The following is a 24,552-nucleotide window of genomic DNA, read 5'->3' on the forward strand; positions in this document are numbered from 1 at the left end:
TAAGTACCTGAATTACTTCTTAATAATGTTATATTCAGGGCCAAATGGGAAGCCTGTGATATCTTCAGCAGTACCATCTTCATTAATAACTAGGATATCGTGCTCACGGTATCCGCCGGCACCTGGCTGTCCTTCAGGAATATTGAAGCATGGCTCCATAGAAACGACCATTCCTGGTTGAAGAACTGTTTCGATATCTTCGCGGAATTCTAGCCCGCCTTCACGGCCATAGTAGTGTGATAGAACCCCGAAAGAGTGACCATAACCGAATGTACGGTTTTTAACTAAATCATGCTCACGGAACATTTCATTTAACTCTGCACAGATATCTTTACATACTGCACCAGACTTGATTAATTCAATACCGCGTTTGTGTACTGCAACGTTGATTTCCCAGTATTTAAGATGGGCATCAGAAACTTCTTCCAAGAACATCGTACGCTCTAAAGCTGTATAGTAACCTGCAATCATCGGGAATGTGTTAAGGCTTAGGATATCACCTTTTTGTACTTGTCTAGATGTAGCCCAGCTATGAGCACCATCAGTATTAATACCAGACTGGAACCATACCCATGTGTCTCTTAATTCAGACTGCGGATATAATTTTGCAATTTCGCGAGTCATTGCTTGCGTTCCGGCAAGAGCTACTTCGTATTCAGGCACACCTTCACGGATTGCTTCAACAACTGCATAACCGCCAATGTCAGCGATCCTTGCACCATTTTTAATGTGTTGGATTTCTTCTGCAGATTTGATCCAACGTGATCTCTGAATATCGTGAGAAACATCGACTAATTCAAAGTTTGGAAATGCGTCAACAAATTTTCTGCGAAGATCAACTGATACATTGTCTTCTTCAATACCGATACGGCCATTTTTAACTCCGGCTTCTTCCAAAACTTTTAGGATTGCAAAGAAGTAGTTGTCTCTTCTCCAGTCAGTGTAAACGATATTTTCATCGAAGCTTCTTCTCCAAGGCATACCGCCATCGATGTTGGCACTGACTGTTACATGTATGTTTTGTGTAACAACTAGTCCATAATTCCGATTGAAAGAAGTAAATAAGAAATCGCTGTAATAGTTAATGTTATGGTAAGAAGTGAATAGTACAGCGTCAATATCTTTTGAAGCCATGTAATTGCGAAGGTTTGTATTACGGCGCTCCATTTCAGCTTTAGAGAAAGTTCCTTTAAACTTTTCGCCGTTGTGCAGAATTTTCGTTCTTTCAAGATCTGTGATTTGTTGCATGTTTCTTCTCCTACCTTCCTGATAATAAAATTTATTTTTAAACTTTGCTAACCTGAAAATCAAAGTCTTCTATTCTTATGTACTTATAGCAACCACCGCCAATTTTTTAATATTTTGAAAACTACCTGATATAATTTCATCTTACAACCGATATTCCGTGTTAACAATTGTATGTTCATGCTTAATATTTGATTTAAAAACAGGGGATATTTTGTGCACGCAGTACAAGATAGGTCCAATACATTGAAAGCTAGTTTGTAGAAATCTCCTCTTTTGCTTGTCATTTTGTTGTATTTGTCTAAAATAGATATAAAATTATGTATAATTTTCCGAAAATTCAGCACTTTGGGTCAATAGTAATCGTTTTCATAGGGTGTTAAGATTTAAAAAACAAAGCCATTAGCAGCTAGGAGGATACATGACAGAAGATGGGAGGTAACAATAGGATTTCAGATTAATGAAGGCAGTTTCAGCACGTGATGCAGAAGATTATTACAATTGAAAGGAGTAGAGGAATGAATCGTCTTATTAGTAATATGACCTGGAAAGAATATCGTGACAAAGTAGAGAATGGGATCTTAATATTACCTGTCGGCTCTACAGAACAACATGGACCCCATTTGCCGCTTGGTGTTGACACAATCATCGCGACGCAGTTTAGCTTAGCTATCGCCCAGGAAGTAAATGCGGTAGTAGCCCCAACAGTATCCTATGGGTATAAATCACTTCCGGCCTCAGGCGGCGGGCCGATGTTCCCAGGAACGATTGATCTAAACGGCTCTACTTTAACCTCATTAGTATACGATTTATTGAAAGAGTTCGTAGCTGATGGCTGGAAGCAAATTCTCATTTTCAGTGCCCATTATGAGAATGAGGCATTTCTTTCGGAAGCTTGCGATCTCTTGCTTCGAAATCAAACAGAAGAGTTTCCTAAGGTTTTAATTTGCAATTGGTGGGATAATCTATCAGCTGAAACCATTTCAAAAGTATTTAGTGAAGTAAAATTCCCGGGCTGGGCCCTGGAGCACGCAGCAATCTCAGAAACTTCCTTAATGATGCATTTTTCACCAGAACTTGTTAACGAAGATTTGATAACGGATGATGGAATGGTTAGTCCTCCAACGTATCAATGCTTTCCTCCTGATAAATCGCTTATCCCGCCTACAGGATGCTTGCATTCAGCACGATCCAGCTCTTCCGCAAAAGGAAAACTAATCGTAGAAGATGCAACAAAAACAATAGTTTCCTTTTTGAAAAAAGAATTCTCCTTAGATTTGGTCACCTTTAAATAGTCTCCATTTGTTTGTTTTAAATCTAAACAAAAAATAATTAATAAGGGGAGATTTTATGAACCAGGAAGGACAGCTGCAAAAAGGCCTAAAGATTAGGCATTTGACAATGATTGCTTTTGGCGGTTCAATCGGTGCGGGTTTATTTGTAGGGAGCGGGGCTATCATCCAGATGACCGGCCCGGCTGCTGTAATTACAGCATTATTGGCGGGGATCTTAGTCATCCTTGTTATGAGAATGCTCGGGGAAATGGTGGTTGCTAAGCCATCATTAGGATCATTTTCAGATTATGCACGCGAGGCACTGGGAAATTGGGCGGGTTTCACCGTGGGCTGGCTGTACTGGTATTTCTGGGTTATTGTTATTGCAGTAGAAGCAATTGCCGGGGCTGCTATATTAAGAGATTGGTTGTTTCCTAATGTATCTCTCTGGGCTTTAAATCTAATCTTGCTTGTAGCCTTAACGATCACGAATATATTTTCAGTTAAAGCCTATGGTGAATTTGAGTATTGGTTTTCATTAATTAAAATTGTTGCCATTACTTTATTTCTTACCCTAGGTGGCGCCTACATTTTTGGTTTATTACCTGGCACAGAAATGCACTTGTCTAACTTAACATCACATGGCGGATTTATTCCTAAAGGTCCTGGAATCGTCTTTATCGCTGTTGCCACCATTATTTTTTCCTTCGTTGGTTCCGAAATCGTAACAATTGCAGCTGCTGAGTCGGTAGAATCTGAAAAGGCAGTCGTAAAAGCGGTAAACTCTGTTATTGTCCGAATCATGACGTTCTATGTAGGGTCCGTCTTTATTATCGTAAGTGTTATTCCTTGGAATGATGCTAAAGCGCTTACAAATCCGTATGTTAGTGCACTTAAAGTAATGGGGATGCCATACGCTGATACGATTATGAACCTGGTTGTTGTAACAGCCGTCCTTTCATGTTTGAACTCCGGCATATACACTGCTTCGAGGATGTTATTTGCTCTGGGGGATAAAGGAGACGCCCCTAAATGGATTACACAAGTGACAAAAAGAGGAGTCCCGTTAAAAGCAATCCTGACATGTACGATATTTGGATTCATTTCCGTCATTATGGCTTTCGTATCACCAGATACAGTGTTTCAATTCTTATTGAACTCTTCCGGAGCTATTGCGCTGTTCGTCTACTTATTAATCGCTATTTCGCAGCTAATACTTCGCAAAAAGATCGAGCGTGAAGAGCCTGAGCGTCTTAAATTACGGATGTGGGCATACCCGTATCTAACAATTTTGGCCAGTTTATCAATCATCGCGGTCATCACGACAATGGCTTTTAACGCTAGTACCCGGTCTCAGTTTACCTTAAGCATACTTAGTGCCGTTGTAGTAGTCATCATTTATGCCATTAAAACGAACCTATCCCGGAAAAAATCAATAAATGCTAACATCCTTAATCCTGAAATAACTAATGCTGAATAGCGTGAAAAAGGTCTAATGGAAGTTCCCCATTAGACCCTTTTTAGATTATGCTATATCGCCTTCTAGTTCATTTTTCTGATCCGATTCTTTGTATTCAGTGGCCAATGATTCAAGGTCAAGAGCTACCTGAATCCAAAATTGGCATCGTGGCGACGTTAAGCTTTCATCAAAAAGTTGTTCGATTCTTTTAATCCGATAGCGTAAAGTATTAAGATGAATGTGAAGCTCTTTTGTTACCTTATCACGATTATAGTTATTTAATGCAAGGCATTTTAACGTTTCGTATAGAGTTGTTCCATGTTCAGTCAATAATTCCTTTGGTAAGATGATTGTTCTAAATTCCATCGCTTTTTTGGGGCTTAGTCCTCCGTAAAGGAACATTTCACGTTTCAATTGCTCAGAAAAGTAGGTACCCCCCGAATGGCTTTGATGGAGGACTAAAGGCGCTAAAGCTTTAGCCTCATGGTAACTTTCTTTAAAAGACAAAACGTGTTGTTTTGTTTCTCCTAATACCACGACGGGAGCTGTTTGGGCAGTTGTATTTCTTAAATTATTTTGTAAATGATTGAATGCTTGTTTAATAGGAGCTTTATCCAGATTAGATGATATAAATAGGACTAACTGCTCCTTATATATCTCGCAAAAGCCGTTCAACCCTTCGGTTTCATCAATCCATTTTTTACATTCATCACGTATTGACTCCATTCCAATTGAGAGGGGAGAAGTAAGCTTGTTTACCCCGACAAGGATAAGTCCTGCAAGCCAATGTTTTTGTTGTTGTTCGATTCTAAGCTCCTGAATTTTTTCTTCTATGACGATTGAGGCAGTTTCAGGATTTTCAAGCAGAAGTTCCAGTAATTCTAGACGTAACTGCCTGCTTCTTGCCTCAAGATCTTGATTATTTATAACGATATCACTCAGGAGGTCTGCGGCAAAATTGAGGCAATATGCAAACTCTTCTTTTAATTCTTGTTCCGGATTTATCAGCCATAGAGTACCCCTTTCTTTTCCCTCTATCTTTATCGGAACGTTCATAGTATAGGGCGGGGTATTGTTAGTTAAATAGAAGGTTTTTACATTATTCATCAGCTGATGGGAGTGACTGTTTTGAATAAAAGTATTTATGCACTTTTGGAAATTAACACGTTCTCCTCCGTTTGGAGACGCCTTTACAAAGATTTGATTGGCAGTATCCGTTATCGCAACTGGGCAATTAAGATAATCGGCAAGAATTTCGCAAATTGACGAGTAACTGGGAGAAGATTGTAATTTATTTTTGAGCTCAATTGGAACCCGGGCGGATCGCTCCATTTTCTTATAGTTGCGGTCTATAATTTCTAGATGAATATGTTCGGTAATTTTCACGAACGGGACATTATATGGAACTTCGATAATAGGAATGGAATTTTTTTCACCAAATTCTAATGCTCCAGCAGGGCATCCGGTTAAGTATCGTCCGGTGGCAAAGAGAATACCCGAAATTTGGTTGCGAAGAAAAGAGTTGAGAAGTCTTTCTTCCGCTTGTTTATTTTGTGGCCATACTTGTCCACATGTCAAAAGAAATTCTCCACCCTCTAAAAACAGGCCTACGTCCTCAGTATCCATTACATGAACCCAGCGAACCTTACGGCTTAAACCGCCCTTCCCGGCATGGACCACCGCTTTCTGGAGTTCAGGGAAATGTAAGACTTCTCTCATTGTAATCATAGCGCTCACTCCTTAATTCTAAAATTACCAATTTAGCGCTTTCATAATGGGCGTAAAAAGAAAATCATTGCTGCAAACACAAAGATAGCATAGGGTCTAGAAGTGCAGAAAACGTATGTAAGTGTTAAAATAAATATAGTAAATATTGATAAAATTCGGAAAATTACGCTTATAAAGTAAGAACGACTTTTTAATATTTTATCATAAAAATATTAACTTAATAAGATTAGCATTATTTAAAATCTTGTGCAATTGTACTATAATGCTAAAAAAAGGCAATAGTTTTTTGAATTTTCTATATATTCGGCACAAGGGGGAAACTGCGTGATAACAGTTAAAGAGGCATTGCAGCTGCCACAATTGAGCAGTATAACAGTCCGTTCCGGTCATAAAGGGCTGTATCGAAGAGTTCGCTGGTCTCACGCTTTTGAATATGATGATGTGCAGCACTTTCTTGAGGGAGGGGAACTGCTTTTAACTAGCGGACAAAGCTGGCCAAAAGAGAAGGAATTAGAAGATAAACTGCTTGAGGGATATCTACGCTATCAAATTTCAGGTATTCTATTTGCGACCGGACGTTACTTGACAGAATGCCCTCCAGCCGCCTTGGAATTTGGAGAAAAATATGCGATTCCTGTTTTAGAAGCACCCTACCATGTACCATTTGTTAAAATCACACATGCGATTCATATAGAAATTATGAACCGCAAAATTAGAAAAAGAGAATTAGCTGCACAACTGCCTATTAAACTTGCTAAGGAATTAGGAGAGACAACTAGCAGAATAAAAGTTTGCGAGCTTTTAAGCGAACATTTGAAATGTCCAGTCGTCATTACCGATTCAGAGAACAAAGTACTTGAACAAGCAGTTCCAAATGAAACCAGCATCAACCTGTCAAAAGTATTGAGTCCACTTATTCCAATTTTCCAAAAAGGTTTATCAGATTGTCTGCTTGACGACAGACCGATAGAAACTCAAGTACAGGTTATCAGCGAACAAACTAAAACTTTTGTTGTTCCACTTCAAATAGAAGGGGATTTTTGGGGAGCTCTTTGGATTTTACCCTCAGGTAAAGACTTGACGGAGGAACAGGTTCCTATCCTTGAATTTGCGGCAGCTCTTCTTATCGATCAGGTACTACATAACAAGGAAACGGAGCTGAAAAATAGACAGTTACGTTTGGAATTACTGGAGTTTCTAATCGAAAATCCGCAAGAAGCCCCCGCCATTATGGAAGAAAAAGTACAAGAGCTGGGCTTTTTACGGGGCACAAATTGGCTTGCGGGTCTGATTCTCTTTGATGAAAATAAGCATGGGCCTCAGGAGCGGGAAGAGATGGACAAGCTGCTGGCTGAATGTGAACAATGGATCGAGGATACAGCTGAAGTTGACGGATTATGCGAGATATATGAAAATCAGTTTGTTCTAATCCTGTCTTTCAGCGGAGATCCAATACGAATCGAAGGTGAATTAAAGCGCTTACAAGATAACATCAACAAAAGCTGCCCTAAAAGTACCCCGGTGCTGATATTGGGGGAAACAAAGCCGCGCGTTTCATCCCTAGCTGAAAGCTACCGCGAGGCCAAAGCTTTAGTGCCCATCGTTTTATACAAAAGTCAAACAGAGGGGCCTTATTTTGCCGGACGATTTAGGCGTGAACTGCTTATTTATGGGGGAATGAGTTTGGATAAGGCTGAGCAATTACGGAACTTAATTCTGCCTAAGGAACTGCTTACTGAGCGTGGTTTCATATTCTATGAGACGCTAAAATGTCTCGCCTCGCTTGAGTACAACCGGGAAAGTGCCGCAAAAGCCATGCATATTCACCGGAATACCTTAAGGTATCGAATTGAACGGATTGAAGAACTCATCGGGGACAGCTTGTCATCTACGAGTTGTCAATTTTGGATTAAAGTTGCGCTCGACCTTGAATCATTGTCAAATCAAGCAGTTGTAAATGATAGAAAATAGTTTTTCTAAAAGTAAAAACAGCTTCACCAGGTGGTGAAGCTGTTTTAAAGTTTGCTAATAAGAAATTCAACTACGCCACTGTCTTCGTCCTAACGGACTCGCCAATCGGCGAGTTTTCATTTATTCTAAATTTGCATGTCTACCATACATAACGCCTGACTCTAAACCCTTCTTGCTCATGATCCTTAAGATGGTGGCATCAAAGTAAAGTAAGAGGGTTTGCTCAAATAATGAGCCCATCGGTTGAATGGTTTTGTAATCACTATCCGCACCAGCTTTTGGTTTAGCCGGGATTTTAATGGCTACATCGCTTAATCTGCCAATGGTTGATTCTGGAGAAATCGTAACAACTGCAACGGTGGCATCGATTGATTTAGCCTTTTCTGCCATTGAGACGAGACTTTTCGTTTCACCTGATCCGGAAGCAATTATTAAAATATCATCTTCCTGCAGGCTAGGGGTTACTGTTTCACCAACAACATAAGCATCTAACCCCATATGCATCAAGCGCATCACAAAGGATTTGGCCATAAATCCAGATCTTCCGGCACCGGCTACAAACACTTTTCTGGCTTCAAGAATTCTGTCTACTAATCTTTCAGAATCCTCTTCGGTGATTTGGCCGATTGTCCGATCTACCTCTTTTACAATTTCTGTAGCATACTTAAGAGTTGTCATAATTGAATGGCCCTTCTTACACTAAAACATGTTGCTTAATCATGTCTTGCATTTTAGCCGCAACAGCTTTTTTGTCAGCTTGGTTAGCAATACCGCCGCCGACAATGACAAGATCAGGATTTGATTTAAGAACTTCTGGAAGAGTTTCTAATTTAATACCGCCAGCGATTGCAGTTTTTGCATTTTTCACGACACTTTTAAGTGTTTCAAGGTCCTTAAAGGAGTTTTGACCCTTTGCTTGCAGGTCGTAACCTGTATGAACACAAATATAGTCTACACCCATTGCGTCAACTTCTGCCGCACGCTTTGCAATATCTTTTACAGCGATTAAATCGATAAGGATCTTTTTGCCTTGTTTTTTCGCTTCTGCAACTGCACCTTTGATAGACTCGTCTTCTGCAACTGCTAGAATAGTAACGATATCAGCACCATGTTCTGCTGCTTTTAAAACTTCGTACCCGGCTGCATCCATTGTTTTCGTGTCAGCTAGTACTTTTAATTGAGGGAATGCTTCTTTAACAGCTTTTACTGCTTGAAGACCTTCAATTTTAACAACTGGTGTACCGATTTCTACAATATCGATGTAATCTTTAACTTCCTCCACCAATTTAATTGCTTCTTCAGTATTTACTAGGTCTAGGGCTAATTGTAATTCCATTTTCTCCACTCCTTCGATTATTTGGTTGCTACAATGTCATTATAATTTGCAATTTTCCAAAAACAAAGTATGCACTTTTTTTTCATATAGTGTTAAAAATGACACTGTAAAGGCGTGCCGAAAAGAAATATGAACCTGCTTTAAATTTTGGCACCATCTAACAAACTAGGTGTTTTTTTTAGCACTATCTAACAAAAAAGTGTGTACTTGTTAAAACTCAAAATGTACCCAATAATAACTATAACGCCATTTTTATCTATATGGAATTTAAGCGAAAAAACAGATGATACCATCAAAAGGAGAGTGGAAAATATGGAATACTATCGAATTAATAGTATACAAGATCCTTATTTTAAACAGTTGCATCAGTTGATGGGAGAAGTGTTCCCTCCGGAAGAAGTGCTGGAATTTGATTTGTGGAAAGAGCCTTTGGAAGACCCAAATATTCGGGTTTTTGTGGCAGTTGAAAATAATAAAGTAGTAGGAGCGACAGAATACCGCTATTATAAAGACTTTAATATCGCGATGACTGATTTTACGATTATTGGCCAAGCAGGGCTGGGGATTGGCCCGTTTTTGGCAAATAAGAGGTTAGAAGATTTAAAAGCTTTAGCGGCAGATAACGGAGAAGAGTTGTATGGTATGTTTGCCGAGATTTACGATCCGTACCAAGTAGAGGATCATAAATTCGGCGGTGTTAAGCCGATGGATCCCTATGTCCGCCGCGAGGTATTGTCGCATCTTGGCTATAAACGCCTAGATTTTCCTTATGTCCATCCATCCTGGAACAATGATGGTGAGCCTGTAACCGGACTCGATCTTTGTTTTCTTCCGACCGATGACAACATGAAAGAACTTCCCGCAAGCCTAATTGTGAAATTCCTAAAACGATATTATTCCGCTTTATCAAACAAACCAATTTCATGGTACGTAATGGTGCAGAACTTAGAAAAAAATAAACAGGTTCGGCTGCAGCCAATTTAGGTAAAACGAAATTGGCTGCAAGCAAAGCAACCACATCTGGGGTAATGAGAAATGCGCCGCAATATGCTTTATTCTTGAATAGAAAGGAAGAATAATATTTTGCCAAAACAACAGATTGGTGTAATTGGTTTAGCAGTAATGGGGAAAAACCTTGCATTAAATATTGAAAGCCGGGGATATACCATCTCGGTTTATAACCGTTCTTCAGATAAGACGGAAATCTTTTTAAGCAAAGAAGGAGCAGGTAAAAGGATTGTCGGCACTTATAGTGTTGAAGAGTTTATACGTTCATTAGAAAGACCCCGAAAAATTTTGTTAATGGTTCAAGCTGGTTCGGCAACAGACGCAACCATCCAATCCTTACAACCCTATCTTGAAGAAGGGGACATTATTATTGATGGAGGCAATACATTTTTTCAGGATACCATTAGACGGAATAAAGAATTAGCGGAGTCGGGCATTCATTTTATTGGTACAGGTGTTTCAGGAGGCGAAGAAGGAGCATTAAAGGGTCCTTCCATCATGCCTGGCGGACAGAAGGAAGCATATGAATTGGTGAAACCCATTTTGGAGGCGATTTCCGCAAAGGTAGAAGGGGATGCTTGCTGCACGTATATCGGACCAAATGGGGCCGGACATTATGTGAAAATGGTGCATAATGGAATTGAATATGGCGATATGCAGTTAATATCAGAGGCCTATTTTATTATGAAGCAGCTGCTGGGTTTAACTGCACAGGAACTTCACGAAGTATTTTTAGAGTGGAACAAAGGGGAATTAGACAGTTACTTAATTGAGATCACAGCCAATATTTTTACAAAAGTGGACGAACAAACAGGCAAGCCGCTGGTTGATGTCATTTTGGATTCGGCCGGGCAAAAAGGCACAGGCAAGTGGACAAGCCAGAATGCCCTGGATTTGGGAGTTCCGCTTCCGATTATCACTGAATCGGTATTCTCCCGTTTTATTTCCGCCATGAAAGAAGAGCGGGTGATGGCAAGCAAATTGTTAAAAGGGCCAAAAGCAGCTGCCTTTGAAGGTAATAGAGAAGAGTTCATTGAAGCGGTCAGAAAAGCCCTGTATATGAGTAAAATCTGTTCTTATGCCCAAGGATTTGCGCAAATGCGAACAGCTTCCGAGGAATATGAGTGGAACCTTCGTTATGGTGATATCGCCATGATCTTCCGTGGCGGATGTATTATTCGGGCGCAATTCCTGCAAAAAATTAAAGATGCTTATGACCGGAGTCCAAGCCTTACGAATCTTTTATTAGATTCATATTTTAAAGAGATTGTCGAAAGCTATCAATCTTCGTTACGAGAAGTTGTGGCCGTGGCCATTACGTCCGGTATTCCAGTACCCGCTTTTTCGAGTGCAATCGCCTATTATGATAGTTATCGTTCAGAAACCCTGCCGGCTAATCTCCTTCAAGCACAACGGGACTACTTTGGAGCACACACGTATCAGCGTATTGATGGAGAGGGTATTTTTCATACTGAATGGTTGGAAAAATAAATAGTTCTAATTAGGACCCTAGGCTTAGCCGAGGGTTTTTATTTTTTAAAAGCAATTTGCAAATGAAGGGAAATAAGTACAGAGATGAAGACCAAACCGACCCATGCCAGTGTGGAAAATGGTCTTCATAAGGTATATGAAGACCAAAACGGCTTGTCTGGGGGGCAGAATTGTCTTTCACATCCGCCTTCTTAGGAAGTTTTATCAGTGTCTCGGACGGTTCTTCTGTATCATTTTTGTTAAGAGACATGAATTGATACATGAGAACCGTCTCCGTACCCTTACGTCAGATCCGGTTTAATCCAGATATTTTTAAAATCAACTTGTCCGTGGGCATTTAACTTTACACCTCTAATGGATGGGTCGAAGGTGGACTCAATGCTTTTATGAACCAGAAAGACGACCGCCTGCTGTGAAATTAGACGTGCCTGCATATCTGAAAATATCAGCGAACGGTCCTTTTCAGTCGAAGTCGAGAGAATGGCTTCTATCTTTCTATCAATAAAATCCGTGGTGCTCTGACTTACATGCTGCCGTAAAAAGCTAAAGCCGGATTTGTAGAGCTCGAGTTTCGACAATTCCTTCTCTCCCCACACAGCCTCAAATAAAATAAAGTCTGCTTGATCGATATATTCCTCTTTCAGTATTTCATCCCAGCCGAGAATCGTTACCTCAATCAAGATGCCATATTGGGCGGCTTCGGTTTTAATCCATTCTGCATCAGGTTGATGACGGTCATAGGTGAAAAGTTGAACAGGTTCTCCATGATAGTCTGATGTCTGCATAAGAAACCCAATTTCCTTATCCTCCACGTTTGGGGAAGTCGCGAGTAGCGAGTGGTGCATTTCAAAACTAAAAGAAGGGGCCATCCTTGGCGGCCCAAGATCAGCAATTAGTTTCTTTCGGTCAATCAGTTTGTTTAAAGCTTGCCGAAAATGAATGTTTTGCTGCGGGCCGGTCTTTTTCCGCAAATTGAACGTAAATAGGGTGCTTCCTTCATAACTTCCTTTTATGCGTTCATGGCCCGAATTGCCAAAGTATTGGCCTTCGCCTGTGTTGACAAAAATGCTGCTTTTATCCTCTAACAATTCTTTTTCATACTCTTTTGGCACATTCAAGATTTCAAACCGATCGATGAAGGGCCTTCCTTCATAATAATGGGGATTGGCTTCGAGAACGCAGTAATTTGCATTGTATGTATGAACCATGAAAGGTCCAGATCCGATATAACCCGTACTCCCTAAAGGAATAATCGAGAGAGCCGGAAAGCTGAGGAATGGCAGGAATAGGGCATTTTGTTTGTACAAATGGAAGCGTACTGCATACGGGTCCAAACATTCGATGGAACGGATATTCTCGACAAGCCATAATTGTTTAAAATCCGGTCGGGTAAGCAATGAAAACGTGTCATGTATGTCTTTCGAGGTCAGTTCCTTACCGTTGTGGAACAGGATTCCTTTTTTTAGATAGAACGTCCACTCTGTTTGATCCTCGTTGCATTCCCAATGATGGGCCAGTTTTCCCGCCGCTTTTTCAGATGAAAAATCATATGCAACAATCGTGTCATACACCTGCCTGATGAGATGGACGTCAAAGTCGAAGAAAGCTTGTGAAGGAATCATGGAATTGAAGGTGCGAAACATCGGGAGACGGATGATATCCTTCACTTCTTGTTTTTCGTAGCCGAAAAAATGAGTCAGCCATTGCAAAAGTTTGTTTTTTAAAGCGGGAGTGCCGTAACGTGCGGCAAGCTCCAATCCCTCCGTAATCTGTCCGGTTTTGAAAAGAGCAACCGCTTCGGCAAATACAGCATCGTCAACCGATTTTAAAAAAGTAAGGTGGGATTTGTTCCCGCGCCCGCGGCCGGGTGAAAAGGACACCAAGCCGGATTCCGCCAGCTTTGTTAAGATAAACTTTGCATTACGCTGCGAACAAAACAGAATGTTCGCAAGCTCTTCCATCGTGGTCGGAAAGGGTGCTTGATCAGGTTGATGCTTATAAAAATCCCGAATGGCTTTGTAGTCCTCGATTAATCTCATGTTCTCCCCCCTAAAAACTCGAAATAAAACCGCATCATTTCTTCTATTTTTACGATTGAAAACTCCCCTTACAATAAAAGCAAAGATAGGAAGGGGATGTAATCGTGTCGATATCATCTGTGAAGGTGAACAAAAAAACAATGAGTATTTGGAGGAATCAATCCTTCCTCATTCTGCTAAGTTCGACATTTCTACTGAGTATTGCCAATCGTATATATGAACTGCTGCTGCCATTGATTCTGTTGGAATTGACTAATTCTTCGGTTGCTGTCACCACGATGAGGACCTCGGAGTTATTGCCTAATTTACTGTTTGGCACCTTCATCGGTGTGTTCGTTGACCGCTTGAATAAAAAGAAGCTTGCCCTCTGGTCGATTGGTCTGCAAGCGGGGCTGCTCCTGTGCTTGGCCTGGATGTTAAAAATAGAAACCACTTTGCTAGCGCCCTATTATCTTATTGGATTCTTGCTGATGACTTTCAATTACGGATATTTCAATGCACAGGTAGGGCTGGTGAAAATGAACATCCCGCCCGAATATTTTAATTCAGCGAATGCCAAGTTTTCGTTCATTGAAACATTTGTCAGTGTGATGGGACCAGTCATTTCCGGATTGATGCTGCTGCTGCCGTTTTTCTATAATGGCCTGTTGGTGACCGCTTTTGCTTATATACTTTGCTTTGTCATACTGTTCCGATTATCACACCAATCGGAATCCCGCCGTCAGGCAAGCTCAGGTTTTATGGCCGACTTTATTGAGGGGTGGAATGCTTTCAAGACAAACAAAGCTCTATGGATGATGACCTTGTTTATCATGGTATTAAATTCAACCATGGTAGTGGTCCAGACAACAGTGATTATTTTTGCAAAAATAGACCTTGGCCTCACGTCATCAAAAGTAGCGATGGTGATCTCGGCTGTCGGGATTGGCGGAATGGCGGGCAGTTTGTTGTCGGGCAAGCTGCGGAAGTCGTGGGGTCTCGGTGTGTTGTTCGGTGCGTCCGCAATTCTCCATACTGCTGCCTATTTGTTGATGTATATTTCAAATAATTACCATACGTTGATTATAGCACTGTTTATCAGTGGAATGGCTACATCATTTTATACCGTTTGTGCTTATACGTTCCGGCTTGAACAAACGTCACCCGAACTGATTGGCCGGATTAGCGGAATAACCGGAACGTTTTTCAGAGTGGGGATGCCGGTCACGGTCTATCTGTCGGGCTGGGTGATGAATGTTTGGGGAGCTGCTCCGATTTTTCTCGCGGCAGGGCTCGTGAATTTAATCGTGTTTCTTGCGTATCGCAAAACCTTTTTGTGGAAATTGAAATAGGATTTCTTGGGGAGGGCTCATGTAGTCCTGGCCATTTTGGGAGGTTCATAACGCTCGAACCCTTGAAAAAGCTAGTGGCCTGGTCGTTATGAGAAGTTTATAACGACTGAACACTAGGAAAAACCATGTTCCTGGTCGTTATGAGAGGTTTATAACGCCCGAACCGTTGGAAAAATCATGTCCTAGGTCGTTATGATAGGTTTATAACGACTGAACACTAGGAAAAACCATGTCCCCGGTCGTTATGAGAGGTTTATAACGCCCGAACCGTCGGAAAAATCATGTCCTAGGTCGTTATGAGAAGTTTATAACGACTGAACACTCGGTAAAACCATGTCTCAGGTCGTTATGAGAGGTTTATAACGCCCGAACCGTTGGAAAAATCATGTCCTAGGTCGTTATGATAGGTTTATAACGACTGAACACTAGGAAAAACCATGTCCCCGGTCGTTATGAGAGGTTTATAACGCCCGAACCCTTGAAAAGATCATGCCCCCGGTCGTTATGAGGAGTTTGATAACGCCCGAACCCTTGGAAAAACCTTCCTTCCCGGTCGTTATGAGAGGTTTATAACGCTCGATCACTTGAAAAAACCATGTCCCCGGTTGTTATGAGAAGTTTATAACGCCCGAATCCTTGGAAAAATCATGTCCCCGGCAGTTATGAGAGGTTTATAACGCCCGAACCCTTGAAAAAATCACGTCCCCGGTCGTTATGAAAGATATATATTTCCAACTTCTTGAATAAAAGCAACAATCTATTAGAAAAGAACTAAAAAATAACCTATGAGGTGAAATATGAAAAATTTGACCTTTCCAGATCCGGTCAAGAGAGAGTTCTATTACAAGCAATATGACGAATCACTGAAACACTGGAACATAGAAATAGAGACCTTGTATATCGAAACGACTTTTGGGAAAACACATGTGATTGCCTGCGGACCTAAGGATGCACAGCCGGTTGTACTGCTTCATGGCATGACCGTAAGTTCGACAATGTGGTTTGCGAATGCTCCCGTTTGGTCCCAAAGCTATCGTATATATGCCATCGACACGATAGGCGATTTTGGAAAAAGCGAATGCATTCGCCCGGTCAAAACCAGGCCGGAGTTAAACAACTGGCTGAATGAGGTACTGGATACCTTGAATATTGAAGAATTTTATTTAATTGGTCACTCCATGGGGGGATGGATTGCGCTTCAGTTTAGTTTACAGTCTGATAGAGTTAAGAAATTGGTTTTACTGGCGCCAGTCATGAGTCTTTCTGGTTTAAACTGGAGATTTCCCTTCAAACTGCTCCCAGCAACTTTATTAAAAAACTCCTATTCTATAAGAAAATTGTATGAGTGGATGTTTGCAAAACAAAATACGCCCAATCTATTGTTGTACAAACAATTCCTGGCAGGTTATAAACTTGGGAAAATTCAATTAAAAGTGGCTCCAACTGTCATGAAAGATGCAGAATTGAAAGGATTGCGGCCAGAAGCTTTAGTTTTAATTGGTGAGGAAGAGGTGATTTATTCTTCTGTCCAAAAGGCATTAAAGCGTGCTGATGAAACGCCGAACATGACGGTACACCAGATTCCTGCCTGTTCGCATTGTTTGCCTGCTGAACAATCTTATATGGTGAACGATTTGGTTAATCAGTTTTTGGCGGGGAGGTAAAGGGAGGGAACATTGGGCGATGGAAGGGTACCATGGGTTAGAAAAGCATGTCCAAACAAGCAAAATGAACTTTATTAGCGTAAATTTAAAGAGGATAGATATCATTCTATCCTTTTTAAATTCCTTTTTATTAAACTATCTAAGTTTAATGAATACCCGCCAACCAGTACATAAATACAAAGACAACAACAAAGGTTAAGGCTGCCCCTGCTATTGTTTGATTGCGGATGTCTTTGCCATGTTTGATGTGGTTGATTAATTGCACAAAATTCAAGAACCAAACAACACCAATAAGCGGTATGGCTATTAATAGAACAAACGGCATGATGAAACCTCCTTATATATCTTCCTACGGTTGATTTTAATACAAAGGTTACTTCTATAGATATTAATAATTTTGGAGGTCTAGACAGATATTTTTTAATAAGTAAGTGTTAATGCATAAGAAGCAGTGTTTACCGAGGTTGTTGCACTTATTCCGGAAATGAATATATGGGGACGGTTCTGCTGTATCATTTCTATCTAATGACATAAATTGATGCATGAGAACCGTATCTGGAAGCCCAAAGGAACAGCACTAAGCTGTTCTTTTTCCTGTTTTCAAGGTCTTCAAAGTCACAAAATACGGTATGCTAGGTACATGTTAAGAAAATCTTAAGATTTGCATCACGGGTTTGTTAAGATTTGCTGGGTATCATGGTCTCAGGAAGAAAGATAAAGGGGAGATTGGATATCGATACAGATATAGGGGTGAATTTTTTTATGAATATATTAGTTTGTGACGATGATCAGGCAATTGTCGAAGCGATTGGTGTCTACTTAGAAAATGAAGGGTATCAAGTATTCACAGCCTATAATGGATTAGAGGCGATTGAAATCATTGATAACCAAACGATCCATTTGATTATTATGGATATTATGATGCCCAAGCTGGATGGGATACGAGCAACGATGAAAATTAGAGAAGCTAACAACATCCCTTTGATCATGCTTTCAGCCAAATCAGAGGATTACGATAAAATTCTGGGGTTAAACGTCGGTGCGGATGACTACATAACAAAGCCATTTAACCCACTGGAATTAATTGCAAGAGTGAAATCCCAGCTGAGACGATACACAACCTTGGGTAGTCTTGAAACCAAGAGTCATGTTTATCAAACGGGAGGGCTCGTAATCGATGATGAAAGTAAAACAGTTACGGTCGATGGAGAGGCTGTTCACCTGACACCGGTTCAATATAAGATTTTAAAGCTGTTGACGGCTAACGCCGGCAGAGTTTTTTCCATGGAAGATATCTATGAAAAAGTTTGGAACGAAACGGCATATAGTCCGGAAAACACGGTTTCCGTTCATATTAGAAAAATCAGAGAGAAAATAGAAATCAATCCTAAAGAGCCAAAATATTTAAAGGTGGTGTGGGGAGTTGGATACAAGGTTGAAAAAATATAGCCATTCAATCATAACCAAGATAATTGTGTTTCTCCTGGTGGTTACCTGTTTTACAGGCTTAATTAAAACAATTGTTGATGTAGAAGTGGTTCACGACGGGGAATTTAGCAGTGCTTTTCAAGACAATTATTTTCAAAGCCATTCCTATGTAAAAGAAAGTGGTTACCTTGCGGAGGATCTCACCCGGTTGGTTGGGTTCTATAAGAGTGAGGAACATATTTTAAATGGCGGAACGGTCGATGAGGATGAATTAAAAAGACGAGAACAAGAGTTATTTTATGACTTTCAAAGTAATTCAAAGAGTTATAATCCCAATTTAACAGAAGCGGAAAACTTTGAAAAATTTAAAACTGAATACGCAGATAAGATCGCCCAAGTTAGGGATGAGCTGATAAGGAATGATTTAAGGGATTTTCATTCGCTATTGCAGAGGGTAGAAGAGGTTAAAAATCCTTTTTATTATGCCAGTGATGGTGTCAATGTCTATAAGAACAGCTCGAATACAGCAAAGGAACAGTTTAAATCCTTTCCTTCCTATTTAATCCTAGAAGACTATAAAAATGAGCTGTACCCAAAAGAAGCGGAGGAGAATGAAAATCTCCATCAGGCAATCCAGAGTAAAGAGGATTGGGACCCAAAAGGCCAGGTCGTATATGTAGCTTATTCGAAAGAGTTTTTACAAACGAAAATCCAAGACTGGAAAGAGACCAAAAGGATAGCAACGGCCAGCTTTTATAAATTGCTAGCCTATCTGACTGGTTTCATTCTTTCCTTCCTGTATCTAGTATTCGTGACGGGCAGAAAGTCATTCAAGGATGAAGAGCTGCACCTGCACTCGATTGATAAATTATTTGTTGAATTGAATATCCTCATATGTATGGGGTTAATGGCGTTATGGGTGGCCCTGTTGGATAACTTCGCATCATCAAACATCCCGAAATTGGTTATTCCGATTACAATCCCGATTTCGGCAGCAGTACTCTTATTCATCTTATCACTCATCAGGCATATCAAAAATCGAACCATCTTCAAGCATACTCTAATCTATCAAATTATTTATAGGCTAATTCAATTTGTCAAACATGTTTATGGGAGCGGAAGTGTTGCTGTAAAGACAGTATTAATCGTCATCGGATACCCAGTGCTGGTTGCTTTAACCTTTTTCATGTTTCCAATTACTATTGGGTTTGCGGCCTGGTTTGCCCTTAAGAAGGTAAAGGCTTTCCAAGCCATAAAGGAAGGCGTTGCAAAAATTAAAGAGGGCGATATTCATCATCGTATTTATGTTGGTGAAAAAGGAGAGTTTGCTGGTCTGGCTGAGAATATTAACAGCATTACTGATGGTTTAAATTCAGCGGTTGAAAGCGAACTGAAAAGTGAACGATTAAAAACGGAATTAATAACAAATGTCTCTCATGATATACGGACACCATTAACAGCCATCATTACCTATGTCGATTTATTAAAACAAGAGAAAGACCCTGTAAAAACAGAAAAATATCTTGAAGTACTGGATCAAAAGTCGAAGAGGCTTAAAACTTTAACGGATGATTTATTTGAGGCAGCAAAGGCGTCCAGCGGAAATATTCCAGTTCAATTGGGGAGAGTCGATATTGTCTCGTTAGTCACTCAGGGGCTAGGGGAAGTGAGCGATAAAATAGAAGCTTCCGGGTTAGATTTCAAAATCAATTATCCCGATGAAAAGTTATATGTCTTAGCCGATGGAAAATTATTGTGGAGATCCATTGAGAACGTATTATCCAATACTTTCAAATATGCGCTCCCAGGGTCAAGAGTATATATTCAATTCGAGGATGCAGGGAACGTGATTCTACTTACCTTCAAAAACATGTCTGCTTATGAATTAAATATTTCAGCGGATGAGTTAATGGAACGTTTCAAAAGAGGAGATGAATCCAGAACCAGCCAAGGCAGCGGCTTAGGACTCTCTATTGCCCAAAGCCTCATTGAAAATCAAGGAGGAAAGTTTGCCATTCAAATTGATGGAGACTTATTCAAGTCAATGATCTATATGCCGAAGGATCAATGACAGCCTTCCAATCAAATTAAGTGCCTGTCACTTCCCGCATGTTTATTCGGGGCGTGACAGGCACTTTTTTTTGAGGCATGGGGACGGTTCTTCTGCATCATTTTCGTCCAAAGACAAATATTGATGCATGAGAACCGTCCCCGTGCTTCATTATTGACCCAAAGTACTTTCTACCTGGTTAGCTTGCAGTCTTTGTTTCTTAGCTTTCCGGAAGTGGAATAGTTCGTAGAATGTCGGAATGACGATCAGTGTCAGCAGGGTGGACACGATGAGTCCGAAAATAACTACGACGGCAAGTCCCTTGGAAACAAGGTTTAGGCTCATTGCTGATTCATGTGCAAACAAGAGTGGCAGCATGGCGAATACTGTTGCAAGGGCAGTCATCAAAATAGGCCGTAAACGTACGGTACCAGCTTCCAAAATCGCTTCGCGAATACTCATTCTTTCCTCGTTATGACGGATCCGGTCAACCAGCACGATCGCATTCGTTACCACAATTCCGACGAGCATCAGCATTCCGATACCAGAAGAAATATTAATGCTTGAGTTGGTAACAACCAGCCCTAACAGTGAACCGATGGCTGCAAGCGGAAGCGAAATTAAGATGGCAACGCTTGCCCGGAACGACTTTAAGGTCACAAGCAAAATCATAAATACGATTCCAATGGAGAACATGGCAAGCTTAGCGAGTTCCCCTAATTGGTCGGATGACTGCATGGATGAACCCGTAAGCTCTGCGCTTGTTCCTTTGGCAAACGTATCATCTTTGCTCCAAGTGACAAGCTGCTGCTGAATTTTGCCGGCCACGTCGACCATTTTGTCTGGATTGACTTGAGCCGTGACTTGAAGATAATGATGTCCGTCTTTAGTAAAAATGGTACCTTGCTGCTTACTTTCTTCAATCTTCGCAATGCTGGATAAAGCAACAGGTCCATTTGGTGACATCAGCTGTAGATTTTTCAAATCGTCTGCCGTTTGAACTTCTTTTAGTGCTCCTAATTTTACAGCGGTCGTCCGTCCGTCTATTTTGATGCTTCCAATTACAGCAGGCTGAAGCATCGCATAAATGGACTGGGAGATTTCCTGCGCATTTGCTACTTTTGAATCTACCTGAATGGTGATGGTTGGCTTTGTATTTTGATCGTTACTTTCTACTTTTATTACACCATCGATGCCACCGATTTTTTCCTTTACCTTATCAGCTGCTTTTTTAATGTCAGTATCATTTTTTCCAATAACATCAACAGAAACAGTCGTTTTGTTGGCTCCTAGCAAACCAGCTGTATCTGCAGTCAGTTCCGCATTTGGAAACTGGTCTTTAGTTTTTCGGATGTCTTTTACAAATTTAGCAGAATCGGTCCCTTCTTTAGGGAAAACCATAAAGCGGACGACGTTTGCATCCTGCAGATTGCCGTATTGTGCCGCTTCCTCATTGACTCCTGCAATGGCAATATGGGTTTTTACACCCTCTTTATCAGCAAGGATGTTCTCCATTTTCGCAACCCCATCTTCCATTTCGCTAAATGGAGTTCCGTTTTGATAGCGAAGACCGATTTCTATATAGGCGGAATCCTTCTGGTCGACAGACCCTTTAGGCATGCTCACAAATAATCCGACAGACCCGACGACAACGAGAACGGCTATGGTGATTGGCAGCCATTTATGGTTAAGTGACCATTTCAACAGCGATGGGTAGAAGGAATTCTTCTGTTTTTCTTTCACCTTTACCTTTGTCATCATACGAGCGCTGAGTGCTGGTACCACTGTCAACGAAACTAGCAGCGACGATAGTAAGGAACAAGTAATCGTAATAGCGAACGGGGCAACAATATCCCGTAAGCCTCCAGAAACAATCAGCATTGGAAGGAATACTGCCACCGTTGTGAGAGTGGATGATGTGATGGCTGCACCCACTTCTTTTACCGCATCGATCAGAAAAGCAGGGGTTAATTCATTATCTTTCTTTCTTCGATAAATATTTTCGACTACCACGATGCTGTCATCCACTAGCCGTCCAACAGATACGGCAATTCCTCCGAGCGTGAGGATGTTTAAGGTAACGCCAAAGAAGGAAAGGAGAATCATCGTAATACAAAGTGACAGCGGAATGCTGACAATCGTGATCAGGGTCATTCGGAAACTGCGCAGGAATAACCAGATAATAAGCGTTGCAAATAATGCTCCAGTCAATACTTCTCTTGTCATCGAATTGATGGAATCAAGAACTGTATCGCCCAAATTCATCACAATCGTTGCTTGGAGCGTTCCCTTATAATCTTGATTGATTTTTTTAACGGTGTCTTGGACCTCTTGCCCAAGCGTTACTGCATTGGAGGTGGAATCCTTCTGAATAACGACGTCAATGAAATTCTTCCCGTTCAAATGGGTAATGCTTTGGGTATCTTTTTGCATGGTAATATCGGCAACATCCTGTAGTTTAGTGTCACCATTTAACTCGATGTTTTTGAGGTCGTTAAGCGATTCTAGTTTGCCTGTTACGAGAATGCTTGTTGCTTCGTTATTTAGCGTTTGCTCACCCATTGCGACGGATGCATTTTTTCCTTGAAGAAGGGTATAAAGTTTTTCAAGCGGGAACCCAGCAGCGGCTAATTTTTCTGGATCGACTTTAATCATTACCTGTTGATTTTTCCCGCCGTTTACGATGACATTGCCGATACCTTTTAAGTCTTGGAACATCGGCATAATCTCATTTTCTACAAGATTTAGCTCAGTATTGCCAACTTCCTTATCAAAGGTGAGGCCTAATTCTACAATTGGAATTTCAGATGTGTTCAGGTTGACAACGTATGGTTTCATGACTCCATTAGGGAGATTGACCATCGAAATTCTTTCTTGTATTTGCTGTTTTGCCTCTTTTACATCGATGCTGGACTCAAAGGTGACGGTCAACTGGGTAAAGTTATTCCCGGTTTGTGCGACTACATTTTGTTTTCCTCTAACGCCGTTTATGGCTTTCTCAATTGGCTGTGTTACCTGTTCATCCATGCTGACGGCATCGACACCGTTTCCGACGACTGAAATCGTAACGTACGGCTGATCAGCAGATGGCATTAGCTCCATTGGAATCGTAGTGTAACTGAAAATACCAAAAATCATTGAGGCAAGTACGGAAAAGGTTAATGCCGCTTTATTCCGTAACGCCCACTTGGTAAACCAAGTCATAATATGTACCCCCTAGTACAAAAGTATTACAAACAGGTAAATTATACCTTTTTTGCCACATTCTGAATAGTCCGTTTTTGTTAAATTTACAAAAAAATAACCTTAGAGGACGATCCAGCTGGCATTTTGTATTTAACACTCTTGATTATAGGGCCACAGGGCAATTCCAATGTAGTAACCAAAGTCAATAATTCTATGTGACTTTCGTCATAAATGAGGCATTGGGACGGTTCTTGTGCATCATTTTTTTATGGGTCTCCTTGACAAAAGTCTGCAATTAGGATTCTTTTTGCGGCTAATAACACAGATGTCATTGAAAAAACAGTTGCAGAAGGGAAGATTCAGACGAGGTCTCTTAATTAAATGCAAGATAGTGGCAATAAATAATATAATGGGTAGATAAGCCAAATGTGTAAGGCAGGGAATATGAATGAACGATCATCTGCAACCAGATACCCCAAATCCAAATATTAATCGAAATGGACTTACACCTGAATTCATTGAAGCCGGTCATAAATTCAGGGAAAAATTGCTCTATAGAATTCAAATTGGTGATCGGGAGTTGATAGCTGACTTTGAAAAGGATCCATTTTTGAAGTTAAGTGATGACCAATTTAACCTTCTAAACAGAGTCCCAAATAATAAAATGCGATCCTATAAAAATATTCTATTATCACACAATACTCTCTATAGCTATGCAGCAGAAAAAGGCGGATTAAGTCCATGGCAATGCCACTTTATCTCAGAAAAATATGCCATAATGATTGAGCATGCCGAAACCTTTACTAAACTGGATAAAATTCATTCATATATGGTAAAGGAGTATTCTGACCCCACAATTAGAAAATCAAATAGCGGCAGCTTAACAATTGTGGAGAAAGCAGAAAACTATATTGAGATGAACTTTGCAGAGGACATTTCGATGGAGGAAATAGCCCGAAAAATACATGTTCATCCGTCTCATTTAATGCGGACGTTTAAAAAAGAAAAAGGCATAACAATTAGTAATTACCGGAATCTAAGAAGAATGAAGGAAGCAAAGGAGCTCATCCTAAACTCTAATCTTACGATGACGGAAATTGCCATCATGGTTGGCTTCAGCAATCCCCAGTATTTCTCCAAATTTTTTAAAGAGGTAGAAGGAATCACCCCAGTCGAATTTAAAAAGCAGAAAAAGAAATGAAGGGCGCTTGAGTATTTCATGCGCTTATTTTCTGCGTTCTAGGACTTTTTTTTAAAACAGAAATTTCGCAATTATACTATAAAAGGATGCAACTATAATATAAAAACGTTTTCAAAATCAGATATATACTTAATTTCAAGA

17 protein-coding genes are annotated in these 24,552 nt (G+C 40.5%); 10 read left to right on the plus strand and 7 right to left on the minus strand.

All coding sequences use genetic code 11. The annotated features are described in order from the left end of the window. Positions 1-12: 12 nt before the first annotated feature. Positions 13-1,248, minus strand: a complete 1,236-nt coding sequence (locus tag QNN06_RS02720; protein ID WP_284036917.1) for a M24 family metallopeptidase — start codon at positions 1,246-1,248, stop codon at positions 13-15. 515 nt (positions 1,249-1,763) lie between these two features. On the opposite strand from QNN06_RS02720, the gene QNN06_RS02725 reads away from it, so the two are divergent. After that, positions 1,764-2,540: a creatininase gene (locus tag QNN06_RS02725; RefSeq protein ID WP_284036918.1), complete on the plus strand. Its 777-nt coding sequence runs from the start codon at positions 1,764-1,766 to the stop codon at positions 2,538-2,540. Positions 2,541-2,595: 55 nt separating this feature from the next. Further along, positions 2,596-3,999, plus strand: a complete 1,404-nt coding sequence (locus QNN06_RS02730; RefSeq protein ID WP_284036919.1) for an amino acid permease — start codon at positions 2,596-2,598, stop codon at positions 3,997-3,999. 45 nt (positions 4,000-4,044) lie between these two features. On the opposite strand, the gene QNN06_RS02735 is transcribed toward QNN06_RS02730, so the two are convergent. After that, the gene (locus tag QNN06_RS02735; protein WP_284036920.1) at positions 4,045-5,706 is read right to left on the minus strand and encodes a PucR family transcriptional regulator; all 1,662 of its coding nucleotides are present in this window, start codon (positions 5,704-5,706) and stop codon (positions 4,045-4,047) included. 324 nt (positions 5,707-6,030) lie between these two features. Between QNN06_RS02735 and QNN06_RS02740 the strand changes: the two genes are divergently transcribed. Further along, entirely contained in the window at positions 6,031-7,677 is a 1,647-nt protein-coding gene (locus QNN06_RS02740; protein ID WP_284036921.1) for a PucR family transcriptional regulator, read from the plus strand. A gap of 120 nt (positions 7,678-7,797) precedes the next feature. On the opposite strand, the gene hxlB is transcribed toward QNN06_RS02740, so the two are convergent. Together hxlB and hxlA are read right to left on the minus strand one after the other, a co-directional pair. Next, entirely contained in the window at positions 7,798-8,355 is a 558-nt protein-coding gene (gene hxlB, locus QNN06_RS02745; RefSeq protein WP_213120696.1) for a 6-phospho-3-hexuloisomerase, read from the minus strand. Positions 8,356-8,371: 16 nt separating this feature from the next. Continuing rightward, positions 8,372-9,013: a 3-hexulose-6-phosphate synthase gene (gene hxlA / locus QNN06_RS02750; RefSeq protein WP_213120695.1), complete on the minus strand. Its 642-nt coding sequence runs from the start codon at positions 9,011-9,013 to the stop codon at positions 8,372-8,374. A gap of 312 nt (positions 9,014-9,325) precedes the next feature. On the opposite strand from hxlA, the gene QNN06_RS02755 reads away from it, so the two are divergent. Together QNN06_RS02755 and gndA are read left to right on the plus strand one after the other, a co-directional pair. Continuing rightward, positions 9,326-9,997 carry a GNAT family N-acetyltransferase gene (locus QNN06_RS02755; RefSeq protein WP_284036922.1) on the plus strand — a complete coding sequence of 224 codons (672 nt, stop codon included), beginning with the start codon at positions 9,326-9,328 and terminating at the stop codon, positions 9,995-9,997. A gap of 99 nt (positions 9,998-10,096) precedes the next feature. Beyond that, positions 10,097-11,512: an NADP-dependent phosphogluconate dehydrogenase gene (gndA, locus tag QNN06_RS02760; protein ID WP_284036923.1), complete on the plus strand. Its 1,416-nt coding sequence runs from the start codon at positions 10,097-10,099 to the stop codon at positions 11,510-11,512. Positions 11,513-11,793: 281 nt separating this feature from the next. Here the strand turns inward: gndA and QNN06_RS02765 are convergent, their stop codons facing one another. Then, complete coding sequence (locus QNN06_RS02765) at positions 11,794-13,551, minus strand: ABC transporter substrate-binding protein (protein ID WP_284036924.1); 1,758 nt, start codon at positions 13,549-13,551, stop codon at positions 11,794-11,796. A 104-nt stretch (positions 13,552-13,655) separates the two neighbouring features. Here QNN06_RS02765 and QNN06_RS02770 point away from each other — a divergent pair, with 104 nt between their 5' ends. Both QNN06_RS02770 and QNN06_RS02775 read left to right on the plus strand, forming a co-directional pair. Then, positions 13,656-14,882 carry an MFS transporter gene (locus QNN06_RS02770; protein ID WP_284036925.1) on the plus strand — a complete coding sequence of 409 codons (1,227 nt, stop codon included), beginning with the start codon at positions 13,656-13,658 and terminating at the stop codon, positions 14,880-14,882. A gap of 797 nt (positions 14,883-15,679) precedes the next feature. Beyond that, positions 15,680-16,546 carry an alpha/beta fold hydrolase gene (locus tag QNN06_RS02775; protein WP_284036926.1) on the plus strand — a complete coding sequence of 289 codons (867 nt, stop codon included), beginning with the start codon at positions 15,680-15,682 and terminating at the stop codon, positions 16,544-16,546. Between the two features lie 145 nt (positions 16,547-16,691). Here the strand turns inward: QNN06_RS02775 and QNN06_RS02780 are convergent, their stop codons facing one another. After that, positions 16,692-16,871: a hypothetical protein gene (locus QNN06_RS02780; protein ID WP_284036927.1), complete on the minus strand. Its 180-nt coding sequence runs from the start codon at positions 16,869-16,871 to the stop codon at positions 16,692-16,694. Positions 16,872-17,308: 437 nt separating this feature from the next. Here QNN06_RS02780 and QNN06_RS02785 point away from each other — a divergent pair, with 437 nt between their 5' ends. Next, on the plus strand, positions 17,309-17,995 hold the full coding sequence (locus tag QNN06_RS02785) for a response regulator transcription factor (protein WP_213120688.1): 687 nt from the start codon (positions 17,309-17,311) through the stop codon (positions 17,993-17,995). Next, positions 17,970-20,045, plus strand: a complete 2,076-nt coding sequence (locus QNN06_RS02790; RefSeq protein ID WP_254124583.1) for a HAMP domain-containing sensor histidine kinase — start codon at positions 17,970-17,972, stop codon at positions 20,043-20,045. Before QNN06_RS02785 ends, QNN06_RS02790 begins: the two co-directional genes overlap by 26 nt. 150 nt (positions 20,046-20,195) lie before the next feature. Here the strand turns inward: QNN06_RS02790 and QNN06_RS02795 are convergent, their stop codons facing one another. Then, positions 20,196-23,228: an efflux RND transporter permease subunit gene (locus QNN06_RS02795; protein WP_284036928.1), complete on the minus strand. Its 3,033-nt coding sequence runs from the start codon at positions 23,226-23,228 to the stop codon at positions 20,196-20,198. 430 nt (positions 23,229-23,658) lie between these two features. On the opposite strand from QNN06_RS02795, the gene QNN06_RS02800 reads away from it, so the two are divergent. Beyond that, complete coding sequence (locus tag QNN06_RS02800) at positions 23,659-24,411, plus strand: helix-turn-helix domain-containing protein (protein ID WP_217034501.1); 753 nt, start codon at positions 23,659-23,661, stop codon at positions 24,409-24,411. Positions 24,412-24,552 lie beyond the last annotated feature (141 nt).

This window comes from Neobacillus sp. 114 (assembly GCF_030127045.1).
In the GTDB taxonomy this organism is placed as follows: Bacteria; Bacillota; Bacilli; order Bacillales; family Cytobacillaceae; genus Neobacillus; species Neobacillus rhizophilus.

Excerpts from the sequence above, each read along its gene's own strand:
- QNN06_RS02720 (WP_284036917.1), bottom strand. The coding sequence starts at position 1,248 with ATGCAACAAATCACAGATCTTGAAAGAACGAAAATTCTGCACAACGGC.
- QNN06_RS02725 (WP_284036918.1), top strand. The coding sequence starts at position 1,764 with ATGAATCGTCTTATTAGTAATATGACCTGGAAAGAATATCGTGACAAA.
- QNN06_RS02730 (WP_284036919.1), top strand. The coding sequence starts at position 2,596 with ATGAACCAGGAAGGACAGCTGCAAAAAGGCCTAAAGATTAGGCATTTG.
- QNN06_RS02735 (WP_284036920.1), bottom strand. The coding sequence starts at position 5,706 with ATGATTACAATGAGAGAAGTCTTACATTTCCCTGAACTCCAGAAAGCG.
- hxlB (WP_213120696.1), bottom strand. The coding sequence starts at position 8,355 with ATGACAACTCTTAAGTATGCTACAGAAATTGTAAAAGAGGTAGATCGG.
- hxlA (WP_213120695.1), bottom strand. The coding sequence starts at position 9,013 with ATGGAATTACAATTAGCCCTAGACCTAGTAAATACTGAAGAAGCAATT.
- QNN06_RS02755 (WP_284036922.1), top strand. The coding sequence starts at position 9,326 with ATGGAATACTATCGAATTAATAGTATACAAGATCCTTATTTTAAACAG.
- QNN06_RS02765 (WP_284036924.1), bottom strand. The coding sequence starts at position 13,551 with ATGAGATTAATCGAGGACTACAAAGCCATTCGGGATTTTTATAAGCAT.
- QNN06_RS02775 (WP_284036926.1), top strand. The coding sequence starts at position 15,680 with ATGAAAAATTTGACCTTTCCAGATCCGGTCAAGAGAGAGTTCTATTAC.
- QNN06_RS02780 (WP_284036927.1), bottom strand. The coding sequence starts at position 16,871 with ATGCCGTTTGTTCTATTAATAGCCATACCGCTTATTGGTGTTGTTTGG.
- QNN06_RS02785 (WP_213120688.1), top strand. The coding sequence starts at position 17,309 with ATGAATATATTAGTTTGTGACGATGATCAGGCAATTGTCGAAGCGATT.
- QNN06_RS02795 (WP_284036928.1), bottom strand. The coding sequence starts at position 23,228 with ATGACTTGGTTTACCAAGTGGGCGTTACGGAATAAAGCGGCATTAACC.
- QNN06_RS02800 (WP_217034501.1), top strand. The coding sequence starts at position 23,659 with ATGAACGATCATCTGCAACCAGATACCCCAAATCCAAATATTAATCGA.